24 protein-coding genes are annotated in these 23573 nt (G+C 55.8%); 17 read left to right on the top strand and 7 right to left on the bottom strand.

The window, feature by feature from the left end; genetic code table 11:
• The 8 genes from ACOTX2_RS18235 to ACOTX2_RS18200 all read left to right on the top strand — a co-directional run.
• Positions 1–1260, top strand: a 1260-nt coding sequence (locus ACOTX2_RS18235) for a thiamine pyrophosphate-dependent enzyme (RefSeq protein ID WP_421625955.1), incomplete at its 5' end; no start/stop codon positions are given.
• 3 nt (positions 1261–1263) lie between these two features.
• Positions 1264–1551 carry an acetolactate synthase small subunit gene (gene ilvN, locus ACOTX2_RS18230; RefSeq protein WP_008500144.1) on the top strand — a complete coding sequence of 96 codons (288 nt, stop codon included), beginning with the start codon at positions 1264–1266 and terminating at the stop codon, positions 1549–1551.
• A 125-nt stretch (positions 1552–1676) separates the two neighbouring features.
• Positions 1677–2270, top strand: coding sequence for a transcriptional regulator UhpA (gene uhpA, locus ACOTX2_RS18225; protein ID WP_022646555.1), 594 nt, complete (start codon positions 1677–1679; stop codon positions 2268–2270).
• Positions 2267–3772, top strand: coding sequence for a signal transduction histidine-protein kinase/phosphatase UhpB (gene uhpB, locus ACOTX2_RS18220; protein WP_048966212.1), 1506 nt, complete (start codon positions 2267–2269; stop codon positions 3770–3772). Before uhpA ends, uhpB begins: the two co-directional genes overlap by 4 nt.
• The gene (locus ACOTX2_RS18215; RefSeq protein WP_063148198.1) at positions 3765–5075 is read left to right on the top strand and encodes an MFS transporter; all 1311 of its coding nucleotides are present in this window, start codon (positions 3765–3767) and stop codon (positions 5073–5075) included. The genes uhpB and ACOTX2_RS18215 overlap by 8 nt, the downstream gene beginning before the upstream one ends.
• Before the next feature lie 132 nt (positions 5076–5207).
• Positions 5208–6599 (top strand): hexose-6-phosphate:phosphate antiporter, encoded by a 1392-nt coding sequence (gene uhpT / locus ACOTX2_RS18210; protein ID WP_023298970.1) that lies wholly within the window; start codon positions 5208–5210, stop codon positions 6597–6599.
• A 161-nt stretch (positions 6600–6760) separates the two neighbouring features.
• Positions 6761–7765 carry an alpha/beta fold hydrolase gene (locus ACOTX2_RS18205; protein ID WP_058677100.1) on the top strand — a complete coding sequence of 335 codons (1005 nt, stop codon included), beginning with the start codon at positions 6761–6763 and terminating at the stop codon, positions 7763–7765.
• 151 nt (positions 7766–7916) lie between these two features.
• Positions 7917–8369, top strand: a complete 453-nt coding sequence (locus ACOTX2_RS18200; RefSeq protein WP_014830062.1) for a DUF1198 domain-containing protein — start codon at positions 7917–7919, stop codon at positions 8367–8369.
• Here ACOTX2_RS18200 and ACOTX2_RS18195 read toward each other — a convergent pair.
• Entirely contained in the window at positions 8366–9286 is a 921-nt protein-coding gene (locus tag ACOTX2_RS18195) for a LysR family transcriptional regulator (RefSeq protein ID WP_045308255.1), read from the bottom strand. The genes ACOTX2_RS18200 and ACOTX2_RS18195 overlap by 4 nt on opposite strands.
• 186 nt (positions 9287–9472) lie before the next feature.
• Here ACOTX2_RS18195 and ACOTX2_RS18190 point away from each other — a divergent pair, with 186 nt between their 5' ends.
• From ACOTX2_RS18190 to ACOTX2_RS18155, 8 genes are read left to right on the top strand one after another with little or no spacing between them, the layout of a single operon-like run.
• The gene (locus ACOTX2_RS18190; RefSeq protein WP_045308254.1) at positions 9473–10084 is read left to right on the top strand and encodes a hypothetical protein; all 612 of its coding nucleotides are present in this window, start codon (positions 9473–9475) and stop codon (positions 10082–10084) included.
• A 10-nt stretch (positions 10085–10094) separates the two neighbouring features.
• Positions 10095–10871 carry an AfsA-related hotdog domain-containing protein gene (locus ACOTX2_RS18185; RefSeq protein ID WP_045308253.1) on the top strand — a complete coding sequence of 259 codons (777 nt, stop codon included), beginning with the start codon at positions 10095–10097 and terminating at the stop codon, positions 10869–10871.
• Entirely contained in the window at positions 10864–11697 is an 834-nt protein-coding gene (locus ACOTX2_RS18180) for a hypothetical protein (RefSeq protein ID WP_045308252.1), read from the top strand. Before ACOTX2_RS18185 ends, ACOTX2_RS18180 begins: the two co-directional genes overlap by 8 nt.
• 7 nt (positions 11698–11704) lie before the next feature.
• Positions 11705–11929, top strand: a complete 225-nt coding sequence (locus tag ACOTX2_RS18175; RefSeq protein WP_045308251.1) for a 2-hydroxymuconate tautomerase — start codon at positions 11705–11707, stop codon at positions 11927–11929.
• A gap of 3 nt (positions 11930–11932) precedes the next feature.
• The gene (locus ACOTX2_RS18170; protein WP_063148197.1) at positions 11933–12583 is read left to right on the top strand and encodes an HAD family hydrolase; all 651 of its coding nucleotides are present in this window, start codon (positions 11933–11935) and stop codon (positions 12581–12583) included.
• 21 nt (positions 12584–12604) lie between these two features.
• Positions 12605–13825, top strand: a complete 1221-nt coding sequence (locus ACOTX2_RS18165; RefSeq protein ID WP_063148196.1) for an MFS transporter — start codon at positions 12605–12607, stop codon at positions 13823–13825.
• The gene (locus ACOTX2_RS18160; RefSeq protein WP_028014973.1) at positions 13812–14225 is read left to right on the top strand and encodes a carboxymuconolactone decarboxylase family protein; all 414 of its coding nucleotides are present in this window, start codon (positions 13812–13814) and stop codon (positions 14223–14225) included. Before ACOTX2_RS18165 ends, ACOTX2_RS18160 begins: the two co-directional genes overlap by 14 nt.
• Entirely contained in the window at positions 14222–15397 is a 1176-nt protein-coding gene (locus tag ACOTX2_RS18155; RefSeq protein WP_045308247.1) for an acetyl-CoA C-acetyltransferase, read from the top strand. The genes ACOTX2_RS18160 and ACOTX2_RS18155 overlap by 4 nt, the downstream gene beginning before the upstream one ends.
• A 62-nt stretch (positions 15398–15459) precedes the next feature.
• On the opposite strand, the gene ACOTX2_RS18150 is transcribed toward ACOTX2_RS18155, so the two are convergent.
• Positions 15460–16458 carry an aldo/keto reductase gene (locus tag ACOTX2_RS18150; protein WP_045308246.1) on the bottom strand — a complete coding sequence of 333 codons (999 nt, stop codon included), beginning with the start codon at positions 16456–16458 and terminating at the stop codon, positions 15460–15462.
• Positions 16459–16664: 206 nt separating this feature from the next.
• Here ACOTX2_RS18150 and nepI point away from each other — a divergent pair, with 206 nt between their 5' ends.
• Positions 16665–17855 (top strand): purine ribonucleoside efflux pump NepI, encoded by a 1191-nt coding sequence (gene nepI / locus ACOTX2_RS18145; protein WP_023298972.1) that lies wholly within the window; start codon positions 16665–16667, stop codon positions 17853–17855.
• A gap of 112 nt (positions 17856–17967) precedes the next feature.
• Here the strand turns inward: nepI and ACOTX2_RS18140 are convergent, their stop codons facing one another.
• From ACOTX2_RS18140 to ACOTX2_RS18120, 5 genes are all read right to left on the bottom strand, one after another.
• The gene (locus ACOTX2_RS18140; RefSeq protein ID WP_023298973.1) at positions 17968–18873 is read right to left on the bottom strand and encodes an EamA family transporter; all 906 of its coding nucleotides are present in this window, start codon (positions 18871–18873) and stop codon (positions 17968–17970) included.
• Between the two features lie 147 nt (positions 18874–19020).
• A complete protein-coding gene (locus ACOTX2_RS18135; RefSeq protein WP_022646562.1) occupies positions 19021–20400 on the bottom strand; it encodes a carbohydrate porin in 1380 nt (459 codons plus the stop codon).
• Between the two features lie 138 nt (positions 20401–20538).
• Positions 20539–20841: a PTS lactose/cellobiose transporter subunit IIA gene (locus ACOTX2_RS18130; protein ID WP_014168006.1), complete on the bottom strand. Its 303-nt coding sequence runs from the start codon at positions 20839–20841 to the stop codon at positions 20539–20541.
• Positions 20842–20846: 5 nt separating this feature from the next.
• Complete coding sequence (locus ACOTX2_RS18125) at positions 20847–22223, bottom strand: glycoside hydrolase family 1 protein (protein WP_063148195.1); 1377 nt, start codon at positions 22221–22223, stop codon at positions 20847–20849.
• Positions 22224–22240: 17 nt separating this feature from the next.
• Entirely contained in the window at positions 22241–23566 is a 1326-nt protein-coding gene (locus ACOTX2_RS18120; protein WP_022646565.1) for a PTS sugar transporter subunit IIC, read from the bottom strand.
• Positions 23567–23573: the final 7 nt, after the last annotated feature.

Raw genomic sequence — 23573 nt, 5'->3', positions numbered from 1 at the left:
ATCAGCGAGCTGCCTCAGGTGATCAGCGATGCGTTTCGCATTGCCCAGTCTGGCCGCCCGGGTCCGGTGTGGATAGACATTCCTAAGGATGTCCAGACCGCAGAAATTGAGATCGACGTGCTGCCGGAGCCGGGCGAGCGTGCCCCGGCGCCGGAATTCAGCGCTGAGAGCGTGCGCGACGCCGCCGCCATGATTAACGCGGCGAAACGCCCGGTGCTCTATCTGGGCGGCGGGGCGATCAACGCCGCGGATGAAATTCGACAGTTCGCTGAAAAAGCTAATTTACCTACCACCATGACCCTGATGGCGCTCGGCATGCTGCCAAAAGCGCACCCATTGTCTTTAGGGATGCTGGGCATGCACGGCGCGCGCAGCACCAACTACATCCTGCAAGAGGCGGATTTGCTGATTGTTATGGGGGCGCGTTTTGATGACCGGGCGATCGGCAAAACCGAGGAGTTCTGCCCGAACGCCAAAATCATTCACGTGGATATCGACCGCGCCGAGCTGGGTAAAATCAAGCAGCCGCACGTGGCGATTCAGGGCGACGTGGCCGAGGTGCTGGCACAGCTGATCCCACAGACGGAGGCAAACGACCGCGCCGACTGGCGCCAGCTGGTAGCCGATCTGCAACGCGAGTTCCCGGGCGCTATCCCAACCGAGGGTGACCCGCTGAGCCACTATGGTCTTATCAACGCCGTTGCCGCCTGCGTGGATGACAGCGCGATTATCACTACCGACGTCGGCCAGCATCAGATGTGGACCGCACAGGCGTATCCGCTTAACCGCCCGCGCCAGTGGCTGACCTCCGGCGGCCTTGGCACCATGGGCTTCGGCCTGCCAGCAGCGGTTGGCGCGGCGCTCGCCAACCCGGACCGTAAGGTGATCTGCTTCTCCGGTGACGGCAGCCTGATGATGAACATTCAGGAGATGGCCACCGCAGCCGAAAACCAGTTAGACGTCAAAATCATTCTGATGAACAACGAGGCGCTGGGCCTGGTACACCAGCAGCAGAGCCTGTTCTACAAGCAGGGCGTGTTTGCGGCGACCTATCCGGGGATGATCAACTTCATGCAGATTGCCGCTGGTTTTGGCCTGCACACCTGCGATCTGAACGCCGAAGAAGATGCCCACGCGGCGTTGCAGGATGCGATTTCTCGCCCTGGCCCGGCGCTGATCCACGTGCGTATCGACGCGCAACAAAAAGTGTATCCGATGGTGCCGCCGGGTGCGGCCAATACTGAGATGGTGGGGGAATAAGCCATGCAGAAACAACATGATAACGTCATTCTGGAACTCACCGTCCGCAACCACCCTGGCGTCATGACCCACGTCTGCGGGCTGTTTGCCCGACGGGCGTTTAACGTGGAAGGCATTCTGTGCCTGCCGATTCAGGGCAGCGAGCACAGCCGCATCTGGCTACTGGTGAACGACGACCAGCGTCTGGAGCAGATGATGGCGCAGATCGACAAGCTGGAGGACGTCACCAACGTGGCGCGCAACCAGTCCGATCCCACCATGTTTAACAAAATTGCGGTGTTTTTCGAGTAAATCACTTAAGGTAAAAGGCTTTTGCCGGATGGCGCTGCGCTTATCCAGCCTGCAAGGACGCTACACGTAGGCCGGATAAGGCGTTTACGCCGCCATCCGGCGTGTTCACGCATCAGGATCAAACCATGACCACCATCGCCCTTATCGACGACCACCTTATCGTCCGCTCCGGCTTTGCCCAGCTTTTAAACCTCGAACCGGATTTTCAGGTCGTGGCCGAGTTTGGCTCCGGTCGCGAGGCGCTGGCGGGCCTGCCGGGACGCGGGGTGCAGGTCTGTATCTGCGACATCTCAATGCCGGATCTCTCCGGGCTGGAGCTGTTAAGCCAGCTGCCGAAAGGGATGGCGACCATTATGCTCTCCGTCCACGACAGCCCGGCGCTGGTCGAGCAGGCGCTCAACGCGGGCGCGCGCGGCTTCCTCTCTAAACGCTGTAGCCCCGACGAGCTGATTGCCGCCGTGCGCACCGTCTCCACCGGCGGCTGCTACCTGACGCCGGATATCGCCATCAAGCTGGCGGCGGGACGGCAGGATCCGCTCACCAGACGCGAGCGTCAGGTGGCAGAGAAACTTGCCCAAGGCATGTCGGTGAAAGAGATTGCCGCGGAGCTGGATCTGTCCCCGAAAACCGTGCACGTTCATCGCGCCAACCTGATGGAAAAACTCAACGTCAGTAACGATGTCGAGCTGGCGCGCCGTATGTTTGACAGCTGGCAATGAGCCCCGTTTTTTCACGGCTGATCGCCGTCGTCGCCAGCTTTTTTATCTTCTCCGCCGCATGGTTCTGCCTGTGGAGCATCAGCCTGCATCTGGTGGAACGCCCGGAGCTGGCGGTGCTGCTTTTCCCCTTTGGCCTGCGTCTGGGACTGATGCTTCAGTGCCCGCGCGGATACTGGCCCGTTTTGCTCGGTGCAGAGTGGCTGATGCTGATCTGGCTGGCGCAGGAAGTGGCGCTGGCGCATCTGCCCTTATTGATGACCGGAAGCCTGCTCACGCTTATCCCGGTCGCCCTGATTTCCCGCTACCGTCACCAGCGCGACTGGCGCACGCTGCTGCGTCAGGGGGCGGCGCTGATTGCCGCCGCGCTGTTGCAGTCCCTGCCGTGGGTGGGCGAAAAGGAGGGGCTCAACGCCCTGCTGCTGACCCTCACCGGCGGCCTGACGCTGGCACCGACCTGCCTGGTTTTCTGGCACTACCTCACCAGCACCGTCTGGCAGCCGCTCGGCCCGGCGCTGGTCTCCCAGCCGGTGAACTGGCGCGCCCGGCACCTGATCTGGTATCTGCTGCTGTTTGTGGTGAGCCTGTGGTTGCAGCTTGGTCTGCCCGCTGAATTATCACGCTTCACGCCGTTTTGTCTGGCGCTGCCGATCATCGCCCTCGCCTGGCACTACGGCTGGCAGGGGGCGCTGATCGCGACCCTGATGAACGCCATCGCGCTGATCGCCAGCCAGACCTGGCACGATCATCCGGTAGATCTGCTGCTCTCGCTGCTGGCCCAGAGCCTGACCGGGCTGCTGCTGGGGGCGGGCATCCAGCGCCTGCGCGAGCTGAACCAGTCTCTGCAAGCCGAGCTGGCGCGCAATCGCCGTCTGGCGGAGCGTCTGCTGGAGACGGAAGAGAGCGTGCGCCAGGAGGTTGCCCGCGAGCTGCACGATGACATCGGCCAGACCATCACCGCCATCCGCACCCAGGCGGGCATTGTCCAGCGCCTGGCGGCAGAAAACGCGGGTGTGAAGCAGGGCGGGGCGCATATCGAACAGCTTTCGCTGGGTGTCTATGACTCCGTTCGCCGCCTGTTAGGGCGGCTGCGCCCGCGCCAGCTTGACGATCTGTCCCTGGAGCAGGCGGTGCGTTCCCTGATGCGCGAGATGGAGCTGGAAAGCCGCGGGATAGTCAGCCATCTCGACTGGCGCATCAATGAAGCTATCCTGAGCGAAGGTCAGCGCGTGACGCTGTTCCGCGTCTGTCAGGAGGGGCTGAACAACATCGTCAAACACGCCAGTGCCAGCGCGGTCACGATCCAGGGCTGGCAGCAGGACGAGCGCCTGATGCTGGTGATTGAAGACGACGGCTGCGGCCTGCCGCCGGGATCCGGCCAACAGGGCTTTGGCCTGGCGGGCATGCGCGAGCGCGTGAAGGCGCTCGGCGGCACGCTGACAATCTCCTGCACCCACGGGACGCGCGTCAGCGTCAGTTTGCCGTTAAGGACGCACCATGTTTAAAACCCCCGCCAGCGCCGCCCCGCTAGGCAACAAAGCGGAAATCGACGCCCGCTATCGCTACTGGCGACGTCATATCCTGGTCACTATCTGGCTCGGCTACGCGCTGTTCTACTTCACCCGCAAAAGCTTCAACGCCGCCGCGCCGGAGATCCTCGCCAGCGGCGTGATGGCGCGCACCGATATCGGCCTGCTGGCGACGCTGTTTTACATCACCTACGGTCTGTCGAAGTTCTTCTCCGGCATCGTCAGCGACCGCTCCAACGCGCGTTATTTCATGGGCGTTGGGCTGATCGCCACCGGGGTGGTGAACATCCTGTTTGGCTTCTCCACCTCGCTGTGGGCCTTCGCCCTGCTGTGGGCGCTGAACGCCTTTTTCCAGGGCTGGGGCGCGCCGGTCTGCACCCGCCTGCTCACCGCCTGGTACTCACGCAACGAGCGCGGCGGCTGGTGGGCGATATGGAATACCGCGCATAACGTCGGCGGGGCGCTGATCCCGATGGTGGTGGGGGCTGCCGCGCTGCACTACGGCTGGCGTGCGGGGATGATGATTGCCGGTGGCCTGGCAATTATCGCCGGGCTGTTCCTCTGCTGGCGCCTGCGCGACAGGCCGCAAGCCGTCGGCCTTCCACCGGTGGGCGACTGGCGGCACGACGAGATGGAGATCGCCCAGCAGCAGGAGGGGGCCGGGCTGTCCCGCCAGCAGATCCTCACCAAATACGTACTGAAAAACCCCTACATCTGGCTGCTGTCGCTCTGCTACGTGCTGGTCTACGTGGTGCGCGCGGCCATCAACGACTGGGGCAACCTGTACATGTCCGAGACGCTCGGTGTGGATCTGGTGACCGCCAACTCGGCGGTGACCATGTTTGAACTGGGCGGGTTTATCGGCGCGCTGGTGGCGGGCTGGGGCTCGGACAAGCTCTTCAACGGCAACCGCGGGCCGATGAACCTGATTTTCGCCGCCGGAATTTTGCTCTCCGTCGGCTCGCTGTGGCTGATGCCGTTCGCCAGCTACGTGATGCAGGCGGCGTGCTTCTTCACCATCGGTTTTTTCGTCTTTGGCCCGCAGATGCTGATCGGCATGGCGGCGGCAGAGTGCTCCCACAAAGAGGCGGCAGGCGCGGCGACGGGCTTTGTCGGGCTGTTTGCCTACCTCGGCGCATCGCTCTCCGGCTGGCCGCTGGCGCGGGTGATCGACATCTGGCACTGGAGCGGGTTCTTCGCAGTGATCGCCATCGCGGCGGGCATCTCCGCCCTGCTGTTGCTGCCGTTTTTGCACGCGCAGGCACCGCGCGAAGCGTGACGCGCCTCACCTTTTGCTGCCGAGTCGCGCAAAACTAAGAAATTTTCCCGGTTTCACCTGGACGCTGTCTCAGGCATCTCTCCTGGCTGGTTTTTACAATGCTGCAAAAATCAGCTCAGGAGTAACTCAGTCATGCTGGCCTTCTTAAATCAGGTGCGCAAGCCGACCCTGGATCTGCCGCTCGACGTGCGGCGCAAAATGTGGTTCAAACCGTTCATGCAGTCCTATCTGGTGGTCTTCATCGGCTACCTGACTATGTACCTGATCCGCAAAAACTTTAACATCGCGCAGAACGACATGATCTCCACCTACGGGCTGAGCATGACGCAGTTGGGGATGATTGGCCTGGGCTTCTCCATCACCTATGGCGTGGGTAAAACCGTCGTTTCCTACTATGCGGACGGCAAAAACACCAAGCAGTTCCTGCCGTTTATGCTGATCCTCTCTGCCATCTGTATGCTCGGCTTCAGCGCCAGCATGGGCGCGGGCTCCGTCAGCCTGTTCCTGATGATCGCCTTTTACGCCCTGAGCGGTTTCTTCCAGAGCACCGGCGGGTCGTGCAGCTACTCCACCATCACCAAATGGACGCCGCGCCGCAAGCGGGGGTCGTACCTCGGCATGTGGAACATCTCCCACAACCTCGGCGGAGCGGGTGCGGCAGGCGTGGCGCTGTTCGGCGCGAACTACCTGTTCGACGGTCACGTCATCGGCATGTTTATCTTCCCGTCGATTATTGCCCTGATTGTTGGCTTTATCGGCCTGCGCTACGGCAGCGATTCCCCGGAATCGTACGGCCTCGGCAAAGCCGAAGAGCTGTTCGGGGAAGAGATCAGCGAAGAGGACAAAGAGACCGAAGAAAACGAGATGTCCAAATGGCAGATCTTTGTTGAGTACGTGCTGAAAAACAAAGTGATTTGGCTGCTCTGTTTCTCGAACATCTTCCTGTACGTGGTGCGCATTGGTATCGACCAGTGGTCCACAGTGTATGCCTTCCAGGAGCTGAAGCTTTCTAAAGAAGTGGCGATTCAGGGCTTCACCCTGTTTGAAGTGGGCGCGCTGGTCGGCACGCTGCTGTGGGGATGGCTCTCCGACCTCGCCAATGGCCGCCGCGCGCTGGTGGCCTGCGTCGCGCTGGCACTGATTATCGCCACCCTTGGCGTCTACCAGCACGCCAGCAACCAGTACATTTACCTGGCGTCCCTGTTCGCGCTCGGCTTCCTGGTGTTTGGTCCGCAATTACTGATCGGTGTGGCGGCAGTGGGCTTCGTACCGAAAAAAGCGATCGGCGCCGCCGATGGGATTAAGGGCACCTTCGCCTACCTGATCGGCGACAGCTTCGCCAAACTGGGTCTGGGGATGATCGCCGACGGCACGCCGATTTTCGGCCTTACCGGCTGGGCGGGCACCTTCGCCGCGCTGGATGCCGCCGCGATTGGCTGTATCGTCCTGATGGCGATGGTTGCGGTGCTGGAAGAGCGTAAGATCCGCCGTGAGAATCGTGCGCAGAAATTAAAAGTAGCCTGAGTGTGCAGGTAACTTCTTTGCCCGGTGTGTGATGCCGGGCTTTTTTATTTTGCACGGCCTACCTTTACTCCGCTTTACACACTTGCTCCTCTCTATGCTCTACAGTGTTTTTGCTGCCGCCTTTCGTGCAGCCTTAGCCCTTTTGCTAACGGAGAGCTTGCATGTTAACCCGACGATTGTCCTGCCTTGCGCTGCTGATGGCGCTGGCGTCCCCCGCAATGGCCGCGGATGCCCCCACCTACGGCGAGAAGCTGGAAGGTTTTGACTACGGCTGGCCGGTAAAACACTTTACCTTTACCTCGCAGAACCAGCCTCTGGATATGGCTTACCTGGACGTGAAACCGGAAAAACCCAACGGCCGCACCGTGGTGCTGATGCACGGCAAAAACTTCTGTGCTGGCACCTGGGACGGCACTATCCGCGCGCTGTCGGCCGGTGGGTATCGCGTGATCGCCCCTGACCAGATTGGTTTTTGTAAATCCACCAAGCCGGAGCATTACCAGTACACCTTCCAGCAGCTGGCGGATAACACCCACGCGCTGCTGAAAACGCTGGGCGTCGAGCGCGTGACGGTTATAGGACATTCGACCGGCGGCATGCTGGCAACCCGCTATGCGTTGATGTGGCCGCAGCAGGTGGAGCAGCTGGTGATGGTGAACCCGATTGGTCTGGAAGACTGGAAAGCGCGCGGCGTGCCGCATATTACGGTCGACCAGTGGTACCAGCGCGAGCTGAAAGTCAGCGCCGACGGTATTCGTCAGTACGAGAAAAACACCTACTACGCCGGGGAGTGGAAGCCGGAGTACGAGCGCTGGGTCACTATGCTCGCCGGGCTGAACAACGGGCCGGGCAAAGCTCGCGTGGCGTGGAACTCGGCGCTGCTCTACGACATGATTTATACCCAGCCGGTTGTCTATGAATTTAGCGAGCTGAAGATGCCGGTATTATTGATGATCGGCACGAAGGACAATACCGCCATCGGGAAAGATCTCGCCCCACCGGAGATCCGCAAGACGCTCGGCAATTACGCGGTGCTGGGCAAAGAGACGGCGGAGCGCATTCCGCACGCGACGCTGGTCGAGTTTAACGACATGGGCCACGCGCCGCAGATGCAGGATCCTGAACGTTTCCACGACGCGCTGCTGAAAGGGCTTCAGGCGCGCTGACGGGTCTTCAGCAACAGCCCGCGCAGCCACGCCTGCGCGGGATTGCTTTCATCGCAATTATCCAGCTTTTTTCGGTTCACTATTCTGGCCGTTCCCGCTGTTGACGCGCTGCGTTTCCCGCTATGATGGGCGGCTAGTCTAAGGAGAACGCATGGTCTGGATAATGCTGGCAACGCTTGCCGTGGTATTTGTGGTTGGATTTCGTGTCCTGACCTCAGACTCCCGCCGCGCCATCAAACGTTTAAGCGAGCGGCTGGGCATCACCCCGATGCCAGTCGAGTCGATGATCGATCAGTTCGGTAAAACGCCGGGCAATGAGTTTATCCGCTACCTTGAGCGCCCCGACGAGGCACATCTGCAAAATGCGGCGCAGGTGCTGCTCATCTGGCAGGTCTGCATTGTCGACGGCAGTGAAGAGAATCTGCATACCTGGCACCGTATGCTGCGTAAAGCCCGCCTTGCCGCACCCATTACCGATGCGCAAATTCGACTGGCACTTGGCTTTATGCGCGAAATGGAGCCCGATCCGCAGGAGCTGAACGCCTTCCAGCTGCGCTATAACCAGCTATTTCTGCCGGAAGAAGGTGTGTTTTATCTGCATTAAGCCTTTTTGGCGCACAAGATATTCTGAGCGTTCAGGATCTCCTCTCTGTTTTCATTGAGGCGAGTTGCAGCATAGATATCAATATTTAATCTCTTTGCCTCATCGTCCGTTAGTTCGCGATAGCATAGCCCCTCCTGATTGAAGGTGCATTTTGACTGAGGCAGCAGCGCAAACCCTTTCCCTCTTGCGATACGGCTTAGCATCACGAGGGAATCATCCGGCTCTTTAATACGCTTCAGCGGCGTTTTCAGCGTGTCAAAGTAGCTTTCGCATTTGTCATAGAATGACGGATTAGCGCTTCTCGAAAACCAAAAAAGTGGAAGATCGCTAATGTCTTGCAGCGAGACTTTCTCTTTCAGACTGGCAGGATGTAAAGAAGGCATTGCGATGAGCAACGGTTCCTGGCATACCCAGCGGTATTGAACAATGTCTTCATGACCCGTCCCTTTTTCCCCGGTCAGCACCAGATCCAGCATATTTTTAGACAAGCTTTGCAGCAGCTGTGCTGACGTCAGGTCGGGCGTTTCAACGTCATCTCCGGCGTTCATTTTTTGAAGCTGGGTATTTACAGGTTCAATATATTCAAAATTAAGCGTGCGCGTGAGACCGATGCGCAGACTCGTTTCTGAAGAGTGAGGGTCTTCTTTTAAGCTGCTGATGTCTTTGAGTATTTTTTCTGCCTGAACGACCAACGCTCGACCTGCTTCAGTAAGGCTAACGTCATGCGTGCTGCGACTGAACAACTGACGTTTCAACACCGCTTCAAGACATTTTATCTGACGCGTCAGAGGCGGTTGAGTCATGCGCAGACGTTCGGCAGCCTTACGAAAGTTCAGTTCATGTGCAACAGCGAGAAAGCATTGTAATTGTTTGATACTGGGCAGGTTATTGCTGATTAAATGTTCTGCTGTAGCCATACGTGGGTCCTAAGTGCGAAAAGGTATTTCGTCTTTTTCCATTTCGATATTACACGCTTAATGCTGGCAGCAAAACCCGTTTTAACAGTAATACAAAAAATATATTACAAATTTAACAATTCCAATAGTTTCCTGTATTGATAAATTTCTATCCGAATCCTCACTTAATCAATACTCGGAGTAATTATGTCGTCTAAATATGTACTGGTATCACGCTTCCCATTAAAAAACACTTTTTCTGAAAAAGAATTTACTTCCTTAAAAAGCAGTGAAACCGTTCGCTACTATACCTGTGAAGAAAACGGCGTTAATGAGTTGTTGGAATTACGCGCATTCAATGATATTAAAGAGATTGCATGGGTTGAGAATGAAATGGAATCCATGTTCCATCGTTTCTCTGAGGTTCTTTCTGCCGATATCCGTCGCGAACTGCTTAAGTTTGTTGAATCCCCAATTGATAATAAAAATAGCTTGCCAGAATCAAATTATATTCAACTCCGACACGTCGAAGTGCCTGCGCATAACTATCAGCAGTACCGTCAGTGGCGCGATGAAACCATTTTTAATGTTGTAAGAGATAACAAAGATAAGATTGAAAGTTTCGAAGCGTTTCATTCACTGATCAGCGGTGTTCCGGGTGTAATGTTTATCTCCTCATTCAACGGCGATAAATCAGCATATAAAGAAGCATTTACCAATGCGCGTTATCAGGAAATTATTCAACAGGCCGGCGATAACTTCATTACTGGCGGTAACGACGGCCTTTATACACGTATCTATCGTGCTTGCTGTTGTTGAGGGACAATGAATGAACTGTAAAAAGTTGGTAGTTGTTGGCGATAAATTTAATGAATTTGCCAATGGTAAAGATGTACTGACTATATCTCAGCTAGAATTATTGACTCAAATCCCTGCGAATATCATTGATAAAGAACATGAAATTATTGTTGGGCAGGGCGTGCGCAAGGATTTTGCTGGAAAGGTAATTTCAAATCAGGCAAGAAATGCGATCCATGGTAATAAGTTGAAAATATGCTCTCTGGAAAAACTGGTTAGCGACAAAAAAAATGCTTATTGCCATAAAAGACTGGAACAGAATGTACTTATAGGACCTGCGGAACAAGCTGAGCATAACCACGATCTTTATGCGATGCCGCTGTTAATCGATGAGCGTTGCGAATTGATGGCGGATCATCAGACGGGGCAGCATATTCAGGGAATGCTCCTGGTTGAAGCCAGCCGACAGGCCTTTATTGGCGTCACCGAAGAATTTATTTACCAACAGGAAAGCGGACGCTATTACGTCATTAACAGCATGGCAATCAATTTCGCCAGTTTCCTGTTCCCTTTACCGGCGCTGGTCCACTTTGAATTTCTTGAAAAAGATATTAACGACCGCCGGGGGCGTTTCAAGGCTCAGGTTCGCGTCACTCAGCACCAAACGCTTTGCGCGACAATGGATGTCTCGTTCACCGTTTATCCTTCCGCCCTGATTACAGAGAGAGAGAAATCTCTGGCTGAGGTTGCCATGCAGGCGACCATTGTTGAGCAGCAAGGGGTGACTCAGGGGGTAACGCATGCCTGAATTGCGTAGCCAGAAATACCGTCTGGCTGCTACCACGCAGGGGCCGCTTTACCCCCCTGCGGAGGTCATGGACGGGAAGGGTAATTTTGTCGTGGTTGGCATGGTGCCAGGAGATAATGGACTGCAGTGGCGAAGCGTCATTGTCTCTCCGGACAGCCCGCTTCCGGCATTTGGGGAAGTCGCACCCTATAACATTCTGTGCGATCTGAAAAAGATGACTCAGGACGCGTTGAAGGACATCATTCTTCATACTCTTCCTTTACCCATTCCGATGAACAACTATCGGATGATTTTCTCCCCAGAACAGCGGCCGCAGGCCAATAATGAAATAAGGCCTGGCCTGCCACTTCATGAAGGCTATATCGCGGATTATCGAAGCAGCGATGGAAAGCGAGAGATCGAGCCAGTGACCCTCGCTGCCTGGCTAGAGGCAGAGGGCACCTTTGAGGTCACATTGTCCGAAGATAAGAAACGAGCCAGGTTCACGTTTTCGTTCCGGAGCCTTGTTCCGGATAGCGTTTACACCGTGATGAGTCTCAGGGAAAACGATCTAGCCTCGGAGGATCCGAGCAGGCCAGGTCCGCTGGGAATACCCAACGTATTTATAACCGATAGCGAAGGTAATGCCGAATATTGGGCAGAGTTGACCGATCCTTTTCCGGCTCCGGCGAGGAAAGGAAACAGAATTATTAACGTAGTCGTACTTTATATGAGCTCGCGTCAGAGCTACGGCGGTGCAATTGGCTTTTACGGTCTTGGTGGCGATATCCATGCCCAATTAAAACTCAAAGGCCGTTCCTTCGATGAATTTACAACTATAGAGTGAGAAAAGTATGCCATTTGTTCATGTTATGACCTGGCCTGCGAAAGATGAAAATCAAATCATCAGACTCCAGGAAGATATTACATTTGCCGTTCACAAAAATACGGGTGCGCCGCTCGATAAAATTTCCGTGGTGGTTTCTGAAATTGCCCCTTCCCGCTGGGCGGATGCAGGCGTGTCTGGGAAGGATAAAGATTTTCCTGTTAAGAGTCGAAGAAAAAACTACGAGGAATAAAGTTTGCGTAAACATGCCGCTTTTTTTGATGTTGATGAAACGCTTATAAATATTAAAAGCATGTTTGATTTCTATGATTTCTGGTGCAGGGAAAATAATCAAAACGATCGTCTTCAACGCTATATGTCTCGTTTTCGCGCCGACGTAAAAAACGGTGTGCTAAGGGAGACTCTGAACCGAGAATATTATCGCCAGTTTAAAGGTGTGTCTTGTCGTTATCTGGAAGAAATGGGTGAGAAGTGGTTCAGGCGTAAGCTGGAAAGCGAGTTTTTTATTGAGAGTGCTGTTTCAGCCCTTAAAAAACATCAGAATCAGAACATGTATACCGTATTTATATCGGGCTCTATGCTTCCGATTCTTTCACCTATTGCAAAATATCTTGGGGTAACGGAAGTACTCTGTGCGCCGGTGATAATAAATGACGCAGGTGAGTTGACGGGTGAAATCGGCCTGCCTCAAACAATTGGAACAGGTAAAAAAGACGCGCTTTTAGCCTTTTGCGATGATAAAGAGATTAACCCCGCGGATTGTTATGCCTACGGCGACGATCTTTCGGATATTCCAATGCTTGAAGCCACTGGCCATCCCGTGTGTGTGGGAAAGCATTCCGCGCTTACCAGATATGCAACTGAAAAAAATTGGCACATTATTTAAATCCTTATTGAGGTAAGTAGTATGACTTCAGAACTCTCTCCGCAAAATATGACGTTAAGGTCATGGCTTGCTTTATTCATTCTGGCTATTTCAACCTTTACTATTGTCACCACCGAACTGGCGCCAGTCGGATTATTAACGCCAATCGCAGAGGGGCTACAGTCTTCGGAATCTGCGGTGGGCATGACCGTGTCGCTTTATGCTTGGGTGGGGGCGTTGAGTGCGCTGTTTGCCTCCGTCTGTTTAGGAAATGTGTCCAGAAAGCGGCTTTTACTTGTGCTCACCGTGGTGCTTCTGGTCTCTAACGTTATGGCTGCGACGGTAAACGTCTATAGCATGCTGCTTAGCGCCCGCGTACTGGGTGCGCTCGCTCACGGCGCATTCTGGGCGATGATCGGCGCGACGGCGGTGGCTATGGTCCCTGCCAGATATATAGGGGCCGCGACGTCAATCGTATTTGGTGGTGTTTCCGCAGCAAGCGTTTTTGGCGTACCGGTATCCAACTATATTGGTATTCACTTCGGCTGGCGTCAGGCATTTTGGCTGATGGCCGCGCTGAGCGTAATTGCCTTTGTGGGTATTAGCGTTCTTGTTCCCCGGATTACCAGCAAAAGCGCGCTCGGGCTGGATGCGCTTAAAGGCGTGCTGAAATCATCAACATTATGGAAAATCTACTCAGCAACCTTGCTGGCTGTGACAGCTCACTTTGCCGCCTTTACGTACATTGAACCCTGGCTACACACGCAGAGTTCACTGTCCACCACCATTATTCCTGCTGTGCTTTTTGTTTACGGCATCGCGGGACTTGCAGGTAATTTCCTGACCGGCGTGTTGATTGATAAGTATCTCAAGCTGACGGTCTCTTTGTCTGTACTGCTAATCTGTGCAGTGCTGTTGTTCCTGGGCCTGTCTGGTTCCTCGCTCTCTGCTGCGTTGATCTTCACAAGTATGGTTATCTGGGGTGTCGCCGTATCAGGAATATTTGTCGGTTTCCAGACGTGGGTTTTACGTATGGCAGAGGATAAAGCCTTCCCGGCCTCCGCAATCTACGTTTCGTTTTTCAATACCGCCATTGGTATCGGTGCGTCAGTCGGTGCCTGGATGGTTTCATCATTTTCAATGCCGCTCCTGTATATCGTCGCCGGTACGGCCATCGGTCTGTCCGTTCTGCTTGTCGCGGTTATTCCGGCAACGTTGACCGCAAAACAATCCCGTATGGAGAAATCTTATGAGTCAAATTAATGACCGCACGCGTTATGGCAGAGAGATTATGGACCGTCTTGAAGCGGGGCTCGCGGATAAAGTCACCCGCCGCCTGAGCGAGCTGGACCCGGGGCTGCCCGCCCTGATTACCGACTATGCGTTCGGGGATGTGGTGGGTCGTCCGGGACTGGATCTCAAAACGCGCGAAATGTTGACCGTCGCCTCGCTTGTGACGCTGGGTAATGCCATGCCGCAGCTAGAACTGCATATGAGAGGCGCGCTCAATACCGGCGTGACGCCGGAAGAGCTGCTTGAAATTGTGATACAGATGGCGGTATATGCTGGCGTTCCCGCCTGCATGAATGGTCTTACTGCATACCGCGCGGCAATGGCCGCGACGGGCCATACCTTGCCAGGACTGAAGGGAAGTGACGCATGAGCGAGATTGTTATTATTGCAGCCCGCCGCACGGCGACGGGCGCATTTCAGGGCGCGCTTGCGGAGCATTCAGCCTCTGACCTGGGAAGCCGCGTCATTCAGGCGCTCCTGAAAGAATCTGGCGTAGAAGCCAGTCATATCTCTCAGGTCATTATGGGACAGGTTCTTACTGCGGGGTGCGGCCAGAACCCGGCCCGACAGTCGGCACTGAATGCTGGATTGCCCGTAGATACGCAATGCCTGACGGTAAACAAAGTGTGCGGGTCCGGGCTTAAGGCGGTCCATCTTGGCATGCAGGCGCTGAAGACGGGTGAAGCTGAGTTTGTTATCGCCGGTGGTCAGGAGAGTATGTCCAACGCGCCGCATATCGCCACGACGTCGCGTAGCGGAACGCGGCTGGGTAATATTACTCTCAAAGATAGCCTGGTTTCTGACGGGCTCTGGGATGCCTTCAACGATTATCACATGGGTATCACCGCAGAGAATGTTGCGACGGAGTTTGGTATCAGCCGCGAAATGCAGGATGAATATGCCCTTGTCTCTCACCACAATGCGCTTGAAGCGCAGGCGCGTGGCATTTTCGAGCGTGAAATTATCCCTGTTGAGTGGCAGACGCGAAAAGGTGAAACGATAAGCGTGGAGAGGGATGAAGGACCCCGTGCAACCAGTATCGAAAAATTGACGAAACTGAAGCCTGTCTTCCGAAAAGAGGGTACGGTGACGGCGGGAAATGCTTCATCGTTGAATGACGGTGCCGCTGCGGTCCTGCTTTGTACGCGTGAGACTGCCGAAGCGCGTGGCTTGCCGGTTCTGGCATCGCTGGGCGTATTTTCCAATTCCGGTATCCAGCCGGCATTAATGGGTGCAGCCCCGATTCAGGCCATTGCCGACTGTCTTTCCCGCTCGGGATGGAAGCCTGAGGATGTCGATCATCTTGAATCCAACGAAGCGTTTGCCGCCCAGGCGCTGGCCGTGATTCAGCAGACCGGGATTTCTCCGGATCGTATCAATCCATACGGCGGGGCAATCGCGCTTGGGCATGCGATAGGTGCATCTGGCTGCCGAATTTTGGTGACGCTGGTTCATTCCCTGATCCGTAATGATGCCAGGCGTGGCGTTGCCGCACTGTGCGTTGGCGGCGGGGAAGGCGTCGCGTTGAGCGTTTATCGCTAACGGCGTATCTGTGAATATAAAAAAACCGGGGAAACCCGGTTTTTTATTTTCAAGATGCTGTATCAGGCATTCACGCCCTTCATACCCTCGGCAGAATAACGATCGCCTTTAATCGCTACCCGGCGATGAAGGTTGTTCAACGATTCGATATCGCTCTTCTCAAGCACAGTATCGGCAGCGCGCGCGTTTTCGGCCAGATAGTTGACGTGCTTAGTACCCGGAATGGGAACCAGCCGATCGTATTGTGCTAACAGCCAGGCAAGCGCAATCTGACCTGCGGTACAGCCGTACTTTGTCGCCAGTGGGGTAATGATATCGAGCAACTGGCGATTATGATCGAGGCTGGACTGAACAAATCGTTCGTTATTCTTGCGGAAATCACCTTCTGCAAAATCGTTGTTGTTCAGGTATTTTCCCGTCAGGAAGCCTCTGCCAAGAGGTGAGTAGGGCACCAGGCCAATACCTAGCGCTTTCACGACCGGCAAAATGTTTTCCTCGATGTCTCGTGTCCACAGAGAATATTCTGTTTGCAATGCGGTGACCGGATGCACCGCATGAGCCCGTTGCAGCGTTGAAGCCGACACTTCGCAAAGGCCGATGTGGTTGATCTTGCCCTCTTTAACAAGGGTGCGCAGACAATCCATACTCTCTTCGATCGGGGTTGCGTTGCTCACTCTGTGAAGATAAAAGAGGTCGATTCGTTCCACGCCAAGCCGCTTTAGGGACTCATTACAGCAGCGGATGATATAATCAGGCGTATTGTTGATAGTGCGGGCGTAGGACTCGTCAGGAGAGCGATCGATGCCGCACTTCGTGGCGATTTTAAACTGCTCACGAGTGCTTTTATCCAGACCGGCAAGAAAATGACCAATCAGTCTTTCATTATGACCACGACCATATAAATTTGCGGTATCAATAAACGTCACATTTAGATCGATAAGGCTATGCAATACCTGTAGTGAGGCTTTGTCATTAGTCTGGCCATAAAATTCACTCAGACCCATGGCACCGTAGCCGACGGCACTGACGGTAAGATTTTGAGATAAAGTACGTGTTTTCATAGTTTCTCCTTTTCAGACGCTATGATTGTTTCACCTCAATTGTGGTTACTGAATTTTCATTTTCGTTATGCTGAAAAGGTATCAGTGACCGCCGATCTGTCTTCCGAATCTTTAAAAACGGCAAAAGTTGTCAAATCGTTAAATTCGTCACACTTTTGATGATAAACTGCGCGACTTTTCCGCACGTTTTTATCTCAGGTGATGCCATGACAGAACATATCCAGCCCACGACTCCGCCGCAGGCCAAAGAGGTGTCTCGCCCCAACTGGTCGGCGGTTTTCTCCGTGGCATTTTGCGTCGCCTGCCTGATCACCGTTGAGTTTCTGCCGGTCAGCCTGCTGACGCCGATGGCGCAGGATCTGGGCATTTCCGAAGGCGTGGCGGGGCAGTCCGTTACCGTCACCGCCTTTGTGGCGATGTTCGCCAGCCTGTTTATCACCCAGGCGATTGGCACCATTGACCGTCGTAAAGTGGTCATCCTGTTCAGCGTGCTGCTGACGCTCTCCTGCCTGCTGGTCTCTTTCGCTGAAAGCTTCACCCTGCTGCTGCTGGGTCGCGCCTGCCTGGGGCTGGGGTTAGGCGGCTTCTGGGCGATGTCGGCCTCGCTGACCATGCGCCTGGTGCCCGCGCGCACCGTGCCAAAAGCGCTGTCCGTTATCTTCGGCGCGGTCTCTATTGCGCTGGTGATTGCCGCGCCGCTGGGCAGCTTCCTTGGTGGGATTATCGGCTGGCGTAACGTCTTTAACGCGGCGGCAGTGATGGGCGTGCTGTGCATTATCTGGGTGTGGAAAGCGCTACCGTCTCTGCCGGGTGAAGCGGCGCACCACAAACAGAACATGTTCGCGCTGCTCAAGCGTCCGGGCGTGCTGGCGGGGATGACCGCCATCTTCATGGCCTTTGCCGGGCAGTTTGCCTTCTTTACCTATATTCGCCCGGTGTATATGACCATGGCGGGCTTTGACGTGGATGGCCTGACGCTGGTGCTGCTGAGCTTCGGTATCGCCAGCTTCGTCGGCACCTCACTGTCGTCTCAGTTCCTGAAGCGCTCCCTGAAGGTGGCGCTGGCGGGTGCGCCGCTGGTGCTGGCGATCAGTGCCGCGGTGCTGGTGCTGTGGGGCAGCGACAAGTGGGTCGCATCGGCGATTGCGATTGTCTGGGGCTTTGCCTTTGCGCTGGTGCCGGTGGGCTGGTCGACGTGGATCACCCGCTCGCTTGCCGATCAGGCGGAAAAAGCCGGGTCGATTCAGGTGGCGGTGATCCAGCTGGCGAACACCTGCGGCGCGGCGGTGGGCGGCGTAGCGCTCGACCATCTGGGGCTGACGTCACCGCTGGTGATCTCCGGTACGCTGATGCTGCTGACCGCGCTGCTGGTGGCGGGGAAGGTTAAGGCGAAGTAGTCAATTTTCCCCCTCACCCTAACCCTCTTCCCGTAGGGGAGAGGGGACTGCTCGGTGCTGTCTTTTCACCCTCGCCCCTTTGGGGAGAGGGCCGGGGTGAGGGGACATTCGCTTAAGCCGATGCCTTAACCCTTCTGCGTGAATCCATCGAAATCAGCACCACCGACGACACAATCAGCAGCGTTCCCAGCCAGTCCGGCAGGGTGAATGCCACCCCCAGCAAAACCACCGACAGCAGCGCGCTGCTCAGGGGTTCGGCGCAGCTCAAAATGCTTGCCTTCGGCCCGCCGATCATCTGCGCGCCCTTCAGATACAGGCTGAACGTCAGCGCGGTGCCAATCACCACCAGGTAGAAAAACGCCAGCAGCAGGCCGCCGTCAATGGCGAAGGTGGTGCCGCGTCCGGCGTAGAACGGCGTCAGCATTAGTCCCGCAATCAACATACTCCAGCCGACAATCGGCAGCGTGCCGTAGCGGGCGATAAGCGTTGATGGATAGGTGGTGTAAAACGCCGCGGCAAACGCCGAGGCGATACCGAAGAACAGTGCGGCAGGCGAGATGGAGAGCGACGTCGGATCGCCGTGGGTCACCAGCAGGAAGGTACCCACAAGCGATGTCAAAATCGCCGACAGGACAAACATGCCGGGACGCTTCTTCCGCGCCAGGGCGAACCACGCCACGATGATGGTTGGCGACAGGAACTGAAGCACGGTGGCCGTAGCGGCGTTGGATTTTTCAATCGTCAGCAGGAAGGTGAGCTGTACGGTGAGCGCGCCGACGAGTGAGAAAAACAGCAGGCTGAGGGCGTCTTTGCGGTTTTTGATGACCGAGAAAATCTTGTCGCCGTGAACGAAGGAGAGCGTCAGCAGGATCACGCCGGTAAACAGCAGACGAACCATGGTCAGGTAAGGCGAAGAAATGTGGCTTTTCTCCATGATGTACTGCGCGCAAACCCCGGAACTGCCCCATAAAACGGCGGCGATCAGGACGTTGAGCATCCCTTTGCGTGTGGAACCCATGTTCTCCCCTGTTATGTTGTCGTTAATTGGCCAACAGCATAGCATGGTTGTGTGCGGCCTGATGCCCTCACCCCGGCCCTCTCCCACGGGGAGAGGGGGAAAACCGTAGGCCGGGTAAGCGTAGCGCCACCCGGCATGTTGTTGACCTTAGAACCACGCCTCCCACATCGCGCCGACGTTGAAGTCGTCCAGCGTCTCATCTTTGGTGTTGTTCACGCGCGCGGTGCGTTCGTTGTCCACTTTGCCGCCGGTCACGTAGAAGCGCAGCATCGGACGGAACTCCGGCCCCATGGCGATAGACATGTTCTGCGACAGGGTCAGCTTCCAGCCCTTGTTGTCGCCGCCGTTGTCGTAATCTACGTGCTGCCAGCCCGCTTCCAGCCAGGTGGAGTGAACGTCGTTCCACCAGTGCATCGGGCGAACGATGGCGTTGTAGTTCTTACGGTTGTCGGTGTCATCACGGCTGTTGTCATAGTCGTGGAAGGCGAGGATGTACTCCACCTGCGTGGCCTGGGTGAATTTATACAGTCCTTCGAAGCTGGCGTAGACCGTGGTCAGATCTTCGGTTTTGTTGAACACGCTGTTGTCCGAATTATCGGAGTAGCGGGCGATCACCTTGTTCACACCGCTGTCGTTGGTGTGGCTCAGCACCACGCCGCCCTGCCAGGCGTTCAGACGCTCGTCGCTCTCAACGGCTTTGGAGTCAAAACCGTAGTTGGCGTACAGCTCCAGGTCGATCGGGCCGAGCTTCATGCCGTGGATTTTTGAGGTGGCAGCGTAGTTGCCCTTGTCACCCGTGCCGGAGCCGCCGGTACAGGTGATGCGCGACGGGTTGGCTTCATCTTCCATCACTTCCGGGCTACAGGATTCCACCGCCGCCACGGCAGCCACGTCGAACTGCACGCCGCCGATGTCGAAGTTCTTCACCCCGGCGCCCTGGCCATCGTGGTTCATCCAGAAGTAATCGTTGATGCCCTGCTGCGGACGCTGGTGGAAGTCACGACCGGCCCAGAAGTAGGCGTTCGGGTTGGAGGCCATAATGTTGGTCACCCCGGCGTAAGCTTTTTTGAGGTTAACTTCGTCGCCCCAGTGGTCGATCATCACGTTGATGTCCCAGATGGCGCCGTTATCACCCTTGAAGGCCTTGGAGAGCTGGAATTCCCCGCCGTTGCCTTCGTTACCCAGACGACCAATCGCGGACGCGCCGTTGTAGGAGCCGTCCACCGCCACATACTTCTGGTCAGCGGCCTGGAAGTGTGCGCCGTAGCGGGCGTAGCCGGTAAATTTGATGCCAAACGGAATCGCCATGTCCGGGGATTGCGCTGCGCTCTGCGGCTCGGTGATGACGTCCGCTTTTTTCGCGACCGCCGCATCCATTTTCGCCTGACGCTCGGCCAGGGCTTTATCCACCGCTTTCGCCACAATGGCGTCGATTTGCTCCTGCGTAAATTCTTGCGCGAGTACGGAAATTGGACAAAGCGCGGCGATAACCGCCATGGTTAATGGAAGTTTTTTAATCGTATTCATGGTTATCTCAATATAGTTTAATTTTATTCAGACAATAACCATCCCGCTCCGATCTGACAGAATATGTCGCTATCATCAGAACAAGTGGATTTCTAGTTTTAGGTACAGAGGTATTACATTAAATTATTTCGCCATAGACTATCTCTGATATAAATGAATAATCTCTTCAGATAATTCACGCGCTAATAGCGAATTCATTAAATGATCCTGCGCGTGCACCATAATTAAGGTCATCGGCTGGCGGGCTTCGCCCGCGTCCTGCTCGATCAGTTTGGTCTGCATCTTGTGTGCCTGGCGCGCGTAGCCATCGGCTTCACGCAGCAGGCTTTTGGCTTCGTCAAGGTTGCCCTGGCGCGCCGCATGCAGCGCTTCGAAGCACAGGCTGCGGGACTGACCGGCGTTGACGATAATTTCCATTACGGCTTCTTCTAATGCGATCATCATTTTTACTCTTTATCAAAGCAATTATTTAAGGCGGTAGCGGCAAACCACTCTCCGCTTTTTTTAATGGTGCGCTGCTGCGTCTCCAAATCGAGCTGAATAAAACCGTAGCGGTTTTTGTAGGCATTGCACCACGACCAGTTATCAATAAACGTCCACATATGGTAGCCCAGACAATTGCAGCCTTCGCTAATACCTTTATGCAGCCACGCTAAATGCTCAGAAATAAATTCGATGCGGTACCGATCGTTTATCTGGCCGTTTTCAATAAAGCGCTGCTCGTTTTCGACACCCATCCCGTTTTCAGAAATAAAACAGCGGGGGTTACCGTAATTGTCGCGCAGGTTAACCAGAATATCGTAAATACCCGGCTCGTAGATTTCCCAGCCGCGGTACGGGTTCATCTTACGGCCCGGCATCTCGTAGCTATCAAAGAACCACTCCGGCATAAACGGCGCCTGCGGGTTCACCGCGCTGTCGCGACACTTCACGCGACGCGGCTGATAGTAGTTAACGCCGAGCAGGTCGATTTTCCCTTCCGCAATCAGGAAACCGTCTTCCGGCTTGCAGGCGGGTAGCTGATCGTAAGATTTCAGCAATGCCACCAGGTCGGCCGGATACTCCCCGCGCAGCACCGGATCGAGGAAGCTGCGGTTAAACATCAGATCCGCGATATGCGCCGCCTTCACGTCCGCCGGGTTCTGCGAACGCGGGTATGACGGCGTCAGGTTCAGCACGATGCCGATCTCCCCCGCGTAATGCCCGGCGCGGTAAGCCTGAACGGCCTTCGCATGGGCCAGCACCGTGTGATACGCCACGGTCGCCGCCCGACGAAAATCCACCACGTTCGGGTAGTGGAAATCGTACAGATAACCGCCTTCCACCGGCACGATCGGCTCGTTGAAGGTAAACCAGTGCAGCACGCGGTCGCCAAACAGCTCGAAGCAGATCTGCGCATAGCGGGCGTAGGCGTCCACTACGTCACGGTTTTCCCAGCCGCCTATCTCCTGCATCGCCATTGGCATGTCGAAATGGAACAGGGTGATAAACGGCGTGATGCCCTGTTCATTCAGCTCATCAATGACCTGATTATAAAAATCGACCGCGTCCGGGTTCACTTCACCGATACCGTCGGGGATCAGGCGCGCCCAGCTAATCGAGGTGCGAAAGCTGTTGTGGTTCAGCTGCTTCAACAGCTGAATGTCCGTTTTCCAGTGCTGATAAAACGTGGAGGTGTGCTGCGGTCCCACGCCGTTGTGAAAACGGTTCGGCTCGCGGGCAAACCAGTAGTCCCACGTGGTTTCACCCTCTCGTGTCCCTTCCGTCTGGAGAGCGGAGCTTGCGCTGCCCCACCAGAAGTTATCGGGAAATGCGTATTTCATGACCCTTCCTCTTTGACTTAATTGCTAACTGTTTCAGCGGTGCCGACGGTTGCCTGGGCTTTCTGCTCTTCATTTTTGATGAGCGTACGCTCATAGGCGCGCAGGAATGGCAGGTACATCAGGGCGGACATCACCATGCAGACCAGGCACATCACCACCGGGCTCAGCGCCCAGTTCGCCGCCCACGAGGCGCCAATCGGCGCGGGCGTGGTCCACGGGGTTAACGAAACCACCTGGGCCAGCCAGCCGAGTTTGGTTGCGCCGTACGCCAGGCAGGCATTGACCAGCGGAACAAACACGAACGGGATAAACAGCATCGGGTTCATGATGATCGGCGCGCCGAACAGAATCGGTTCGTTGATGTTAAAGAAGCTTGGCACAACGCCCATTTTGCCGATGGTGCGCAGGTGAGTGGCGCGGCTGCGCAGCAGCAGGAACGCCAGCGGCAGGGTTGAGCCTACGCCGCCAATCAGCAGGTAGTGATCCCAGAAACCTTGCAGATAAACGTGCGGCAGCGCCGCGCCCGCCGCCAGCGCCGCCTGGTTTGCAGAGAGGTTCGCCATCCAGAACGGGTTCATGATGCCGGTGACAATCAGCGACCCGTGGATACCGGCAAACCAGAAGATCTGGCACAGCAGAACGGAGAGCAGAATCGCGGGCAGCGAGTCAGACGCAGACACCAGCGGCTCCAGCAGGTGCATAATCGCCTGCGGGATGATCATCCCGGTCTGCGCTTCAATGAACAGGTTCAGCGGATGTAGGGTACCAATCACCACCATCACCGGGATCAGGATCTCAAACGAACGCGCCACGCCGGTCGGCACCTCTTTCGGCAGGCGGATGGTGACGTTGTTCTGCTTCAGCCACGCGTACACACGGGTGGAGTAGATCGCGGTGATAAGCGCAGTGAAGATGCCCTGACCCGACAGATACTGCGTCGAAATTTTGCCGTCGGCATACGGCGCGGCGACCAGCAGGAAGGCCATAAAGGCCAGCAGACCGGACATCACCGGATCGAGGTTAAACTGACGTCCCAGGCTCGCCCCAATCCCCACCGAGATGAAGAAGGTCATCACGCCCATGCTGAGGTTAAAGGGCAGCATCAGCTGTTCGCGGTAGGTCTCGGAGAAATCCAGCCAGCCGCGGGCGAAGCTGTTGGTGGTATCCGCCGAAAACGGCGGGAAGATAAACACCAGCATAAACGAGCCGATGATCATAAACGGCAGCGCGGCGGTAAAGCCGTCGCGGATGGCAATCACATACTTTTGCTGACCGAGCTTCGCGGCCAGCGGCGTAATTGACTGTTCAATCACCGCGACCATGGATTGATATAACGAACTCATGTGAACA

The sequence above is a fragment of the Enterobacter cloacae complex sp. IR5412 genome (genome assembly GCF_049237385.1).
In the GTDB taxonomy this organism is placed as follows: Bacteria; Pseudomonadota; Gammaproteobacteria; order Enterobacterales; family Enterobacteriaceae; genus Enterobacter; species Enterobacter intestinihominis.
This window is presented reverse-complemented; position numbering and strand designations above follow the sequence as displayed.

Coding starts and splice junctions, on each gene's coding strand:
- ilvN (WP_008500144.1), top strand. CDS start 1,264: ATGCAGAAACAACATGATAACGTCATTCTGGAACTCACCGTCCGCAAC.
- uhpA (WP_022646555.1), top strand. CDS start 1,677: ATGACCACCATCGCCCTTATCGACGACCACCTTATCGTCCGCTCCGGC.
- uhpB (WP_048966212.1), top strand. CDS start 2,267: ATGAGCCCCGTTTTTTCACGGCTGATCGCCGTCGTCGCCAGCTTTTTT.
- ACOTX2_RS18215 (WP_063148198.1), top strand. CDS start 3,765: ATGTTTAAAACCCCCGCCAGCGCCGCCCCGCTAGGCAACAAAGCGGAA.
- uhpT (WP_023298970.1), top strand. CDS start 5,208: ATGCTGGCCTTCTTAAATCAGGTGCGCAAGCCGACCCTGGATCTGCCG.
- ACOTX2_RS18205 (WP_058677100.1), top strand. CDS start 6,761: ATGTTAACCCGACGATTGTCCTGCCTTGCGCTGCTGATGGCGCTGGCG.
- ACOTX2_RS18200 (WP_014830062.1), top strand. CDS start 7,917: ATGGTCTGGATAATGCTGGCAACGCTTGCCGTGGTATTTGTGGTTGGA.
- ACOTX2_RS18195 (WP_045308255.1), bottom strand. CDS start 9,286: ATGGCTACAGCAGAACATTTAATCAGCAATAACCTGCCCAGTATCAAA.
- ACOTX2_RS18190 (WP_045308254.1), top strand. CDS start 9,473: ATGTCGTCTAAATATGTACTGGTATCACGCTTCCCATTAAAAAACACT.
- ACOTX2_RS18185 (WP_045308253.1), top strand. CDS start 10,095: ATGAACTGTAAAAAGTTGGTAGTTGTTGGCGATAAATTTAATGAATTT.
- ACOTX2_RS18180 (WP_045308252.1), top strand. CDS start 10,864: ATGCCTGAATTGCGTAGCCAGAAATACCGTCTGGCTGCTACCACGCAG.
- ACOTX2_RS18175 (WP_045308251.1), top strand. CDS start 11,705: ATGCCATTTGTTCATGTTATGACCTGGCCTGCGAAAGATGAAAATCAA.
- ACOTX2_RS18165 (WP_063148196.1), top strand. CDS start 12,605: ATGACTTCAGAACTCTCTCCGCAAAATATGACGTTAAGGTCATGGCTT.
- ACOTX2_RS18160 (WP_028014973.1), top strand. CDS start 13,812: ATGAGTCAAATTAATGACCGCACGCGTTATGGCAGAGAGATTATGGAC.
- ACOTX2_RS18155 (WP_045308247.1), top strand. CDS start 14,222: ATGAGCGAGATTGTTATTATTGCAGCCCGCCGCACGGCGACGGGCGCA.
- ACOTX2_RS18150 (WP_045308246.1), bottom strand. CDS start 16,458: ATGAAAACACGTACTTTATCTCAAAATCTTACCGTCAGTGCCGTCGGC.
- nepI (WP_023298972.1), top strand. CDS start 16,665: ATGACAGAACATATCCAGCCCACGACTCCGCCGCAGGCCAAAGAGGTG.
- ACOTX2_RS18140 (WP_023298973.1), bottom strand. CDS start 18,873: ATGGGTTCCACACGCAAAGGGATGCTCAACGTCCTGATCGCCGCCGTT.
- ACOTX2_RS18135 (WP_022646562.1), bottom strand. CDS start 20,400: ATGAATACGATTAAAAAACTTCCATTAACCATGGCGGTTATCGCCGCG.
- ACOTX2_RS18130 (WP_014168006.1), bottom strand. CDS start 20,841: ATGATCGCATTAGAAGAAGCCGTAATGGAAATTATCGTCAACGCCGGT.
- ACOTX2_RS18125 (WP_063148195.1), bottom strand. CDS start 22,223: ATGAAATACGCATTTCCCGATAACTTCTGGTGGGGCAGCGCAAGCTCC.
- ACOTX2_RS18120 (WP_022646565.1), bottom strand. CDS start 23,566: ATGAGTTCGTTATATCAATCCATGGTCGCGGTGATTGAACAGTCAATT.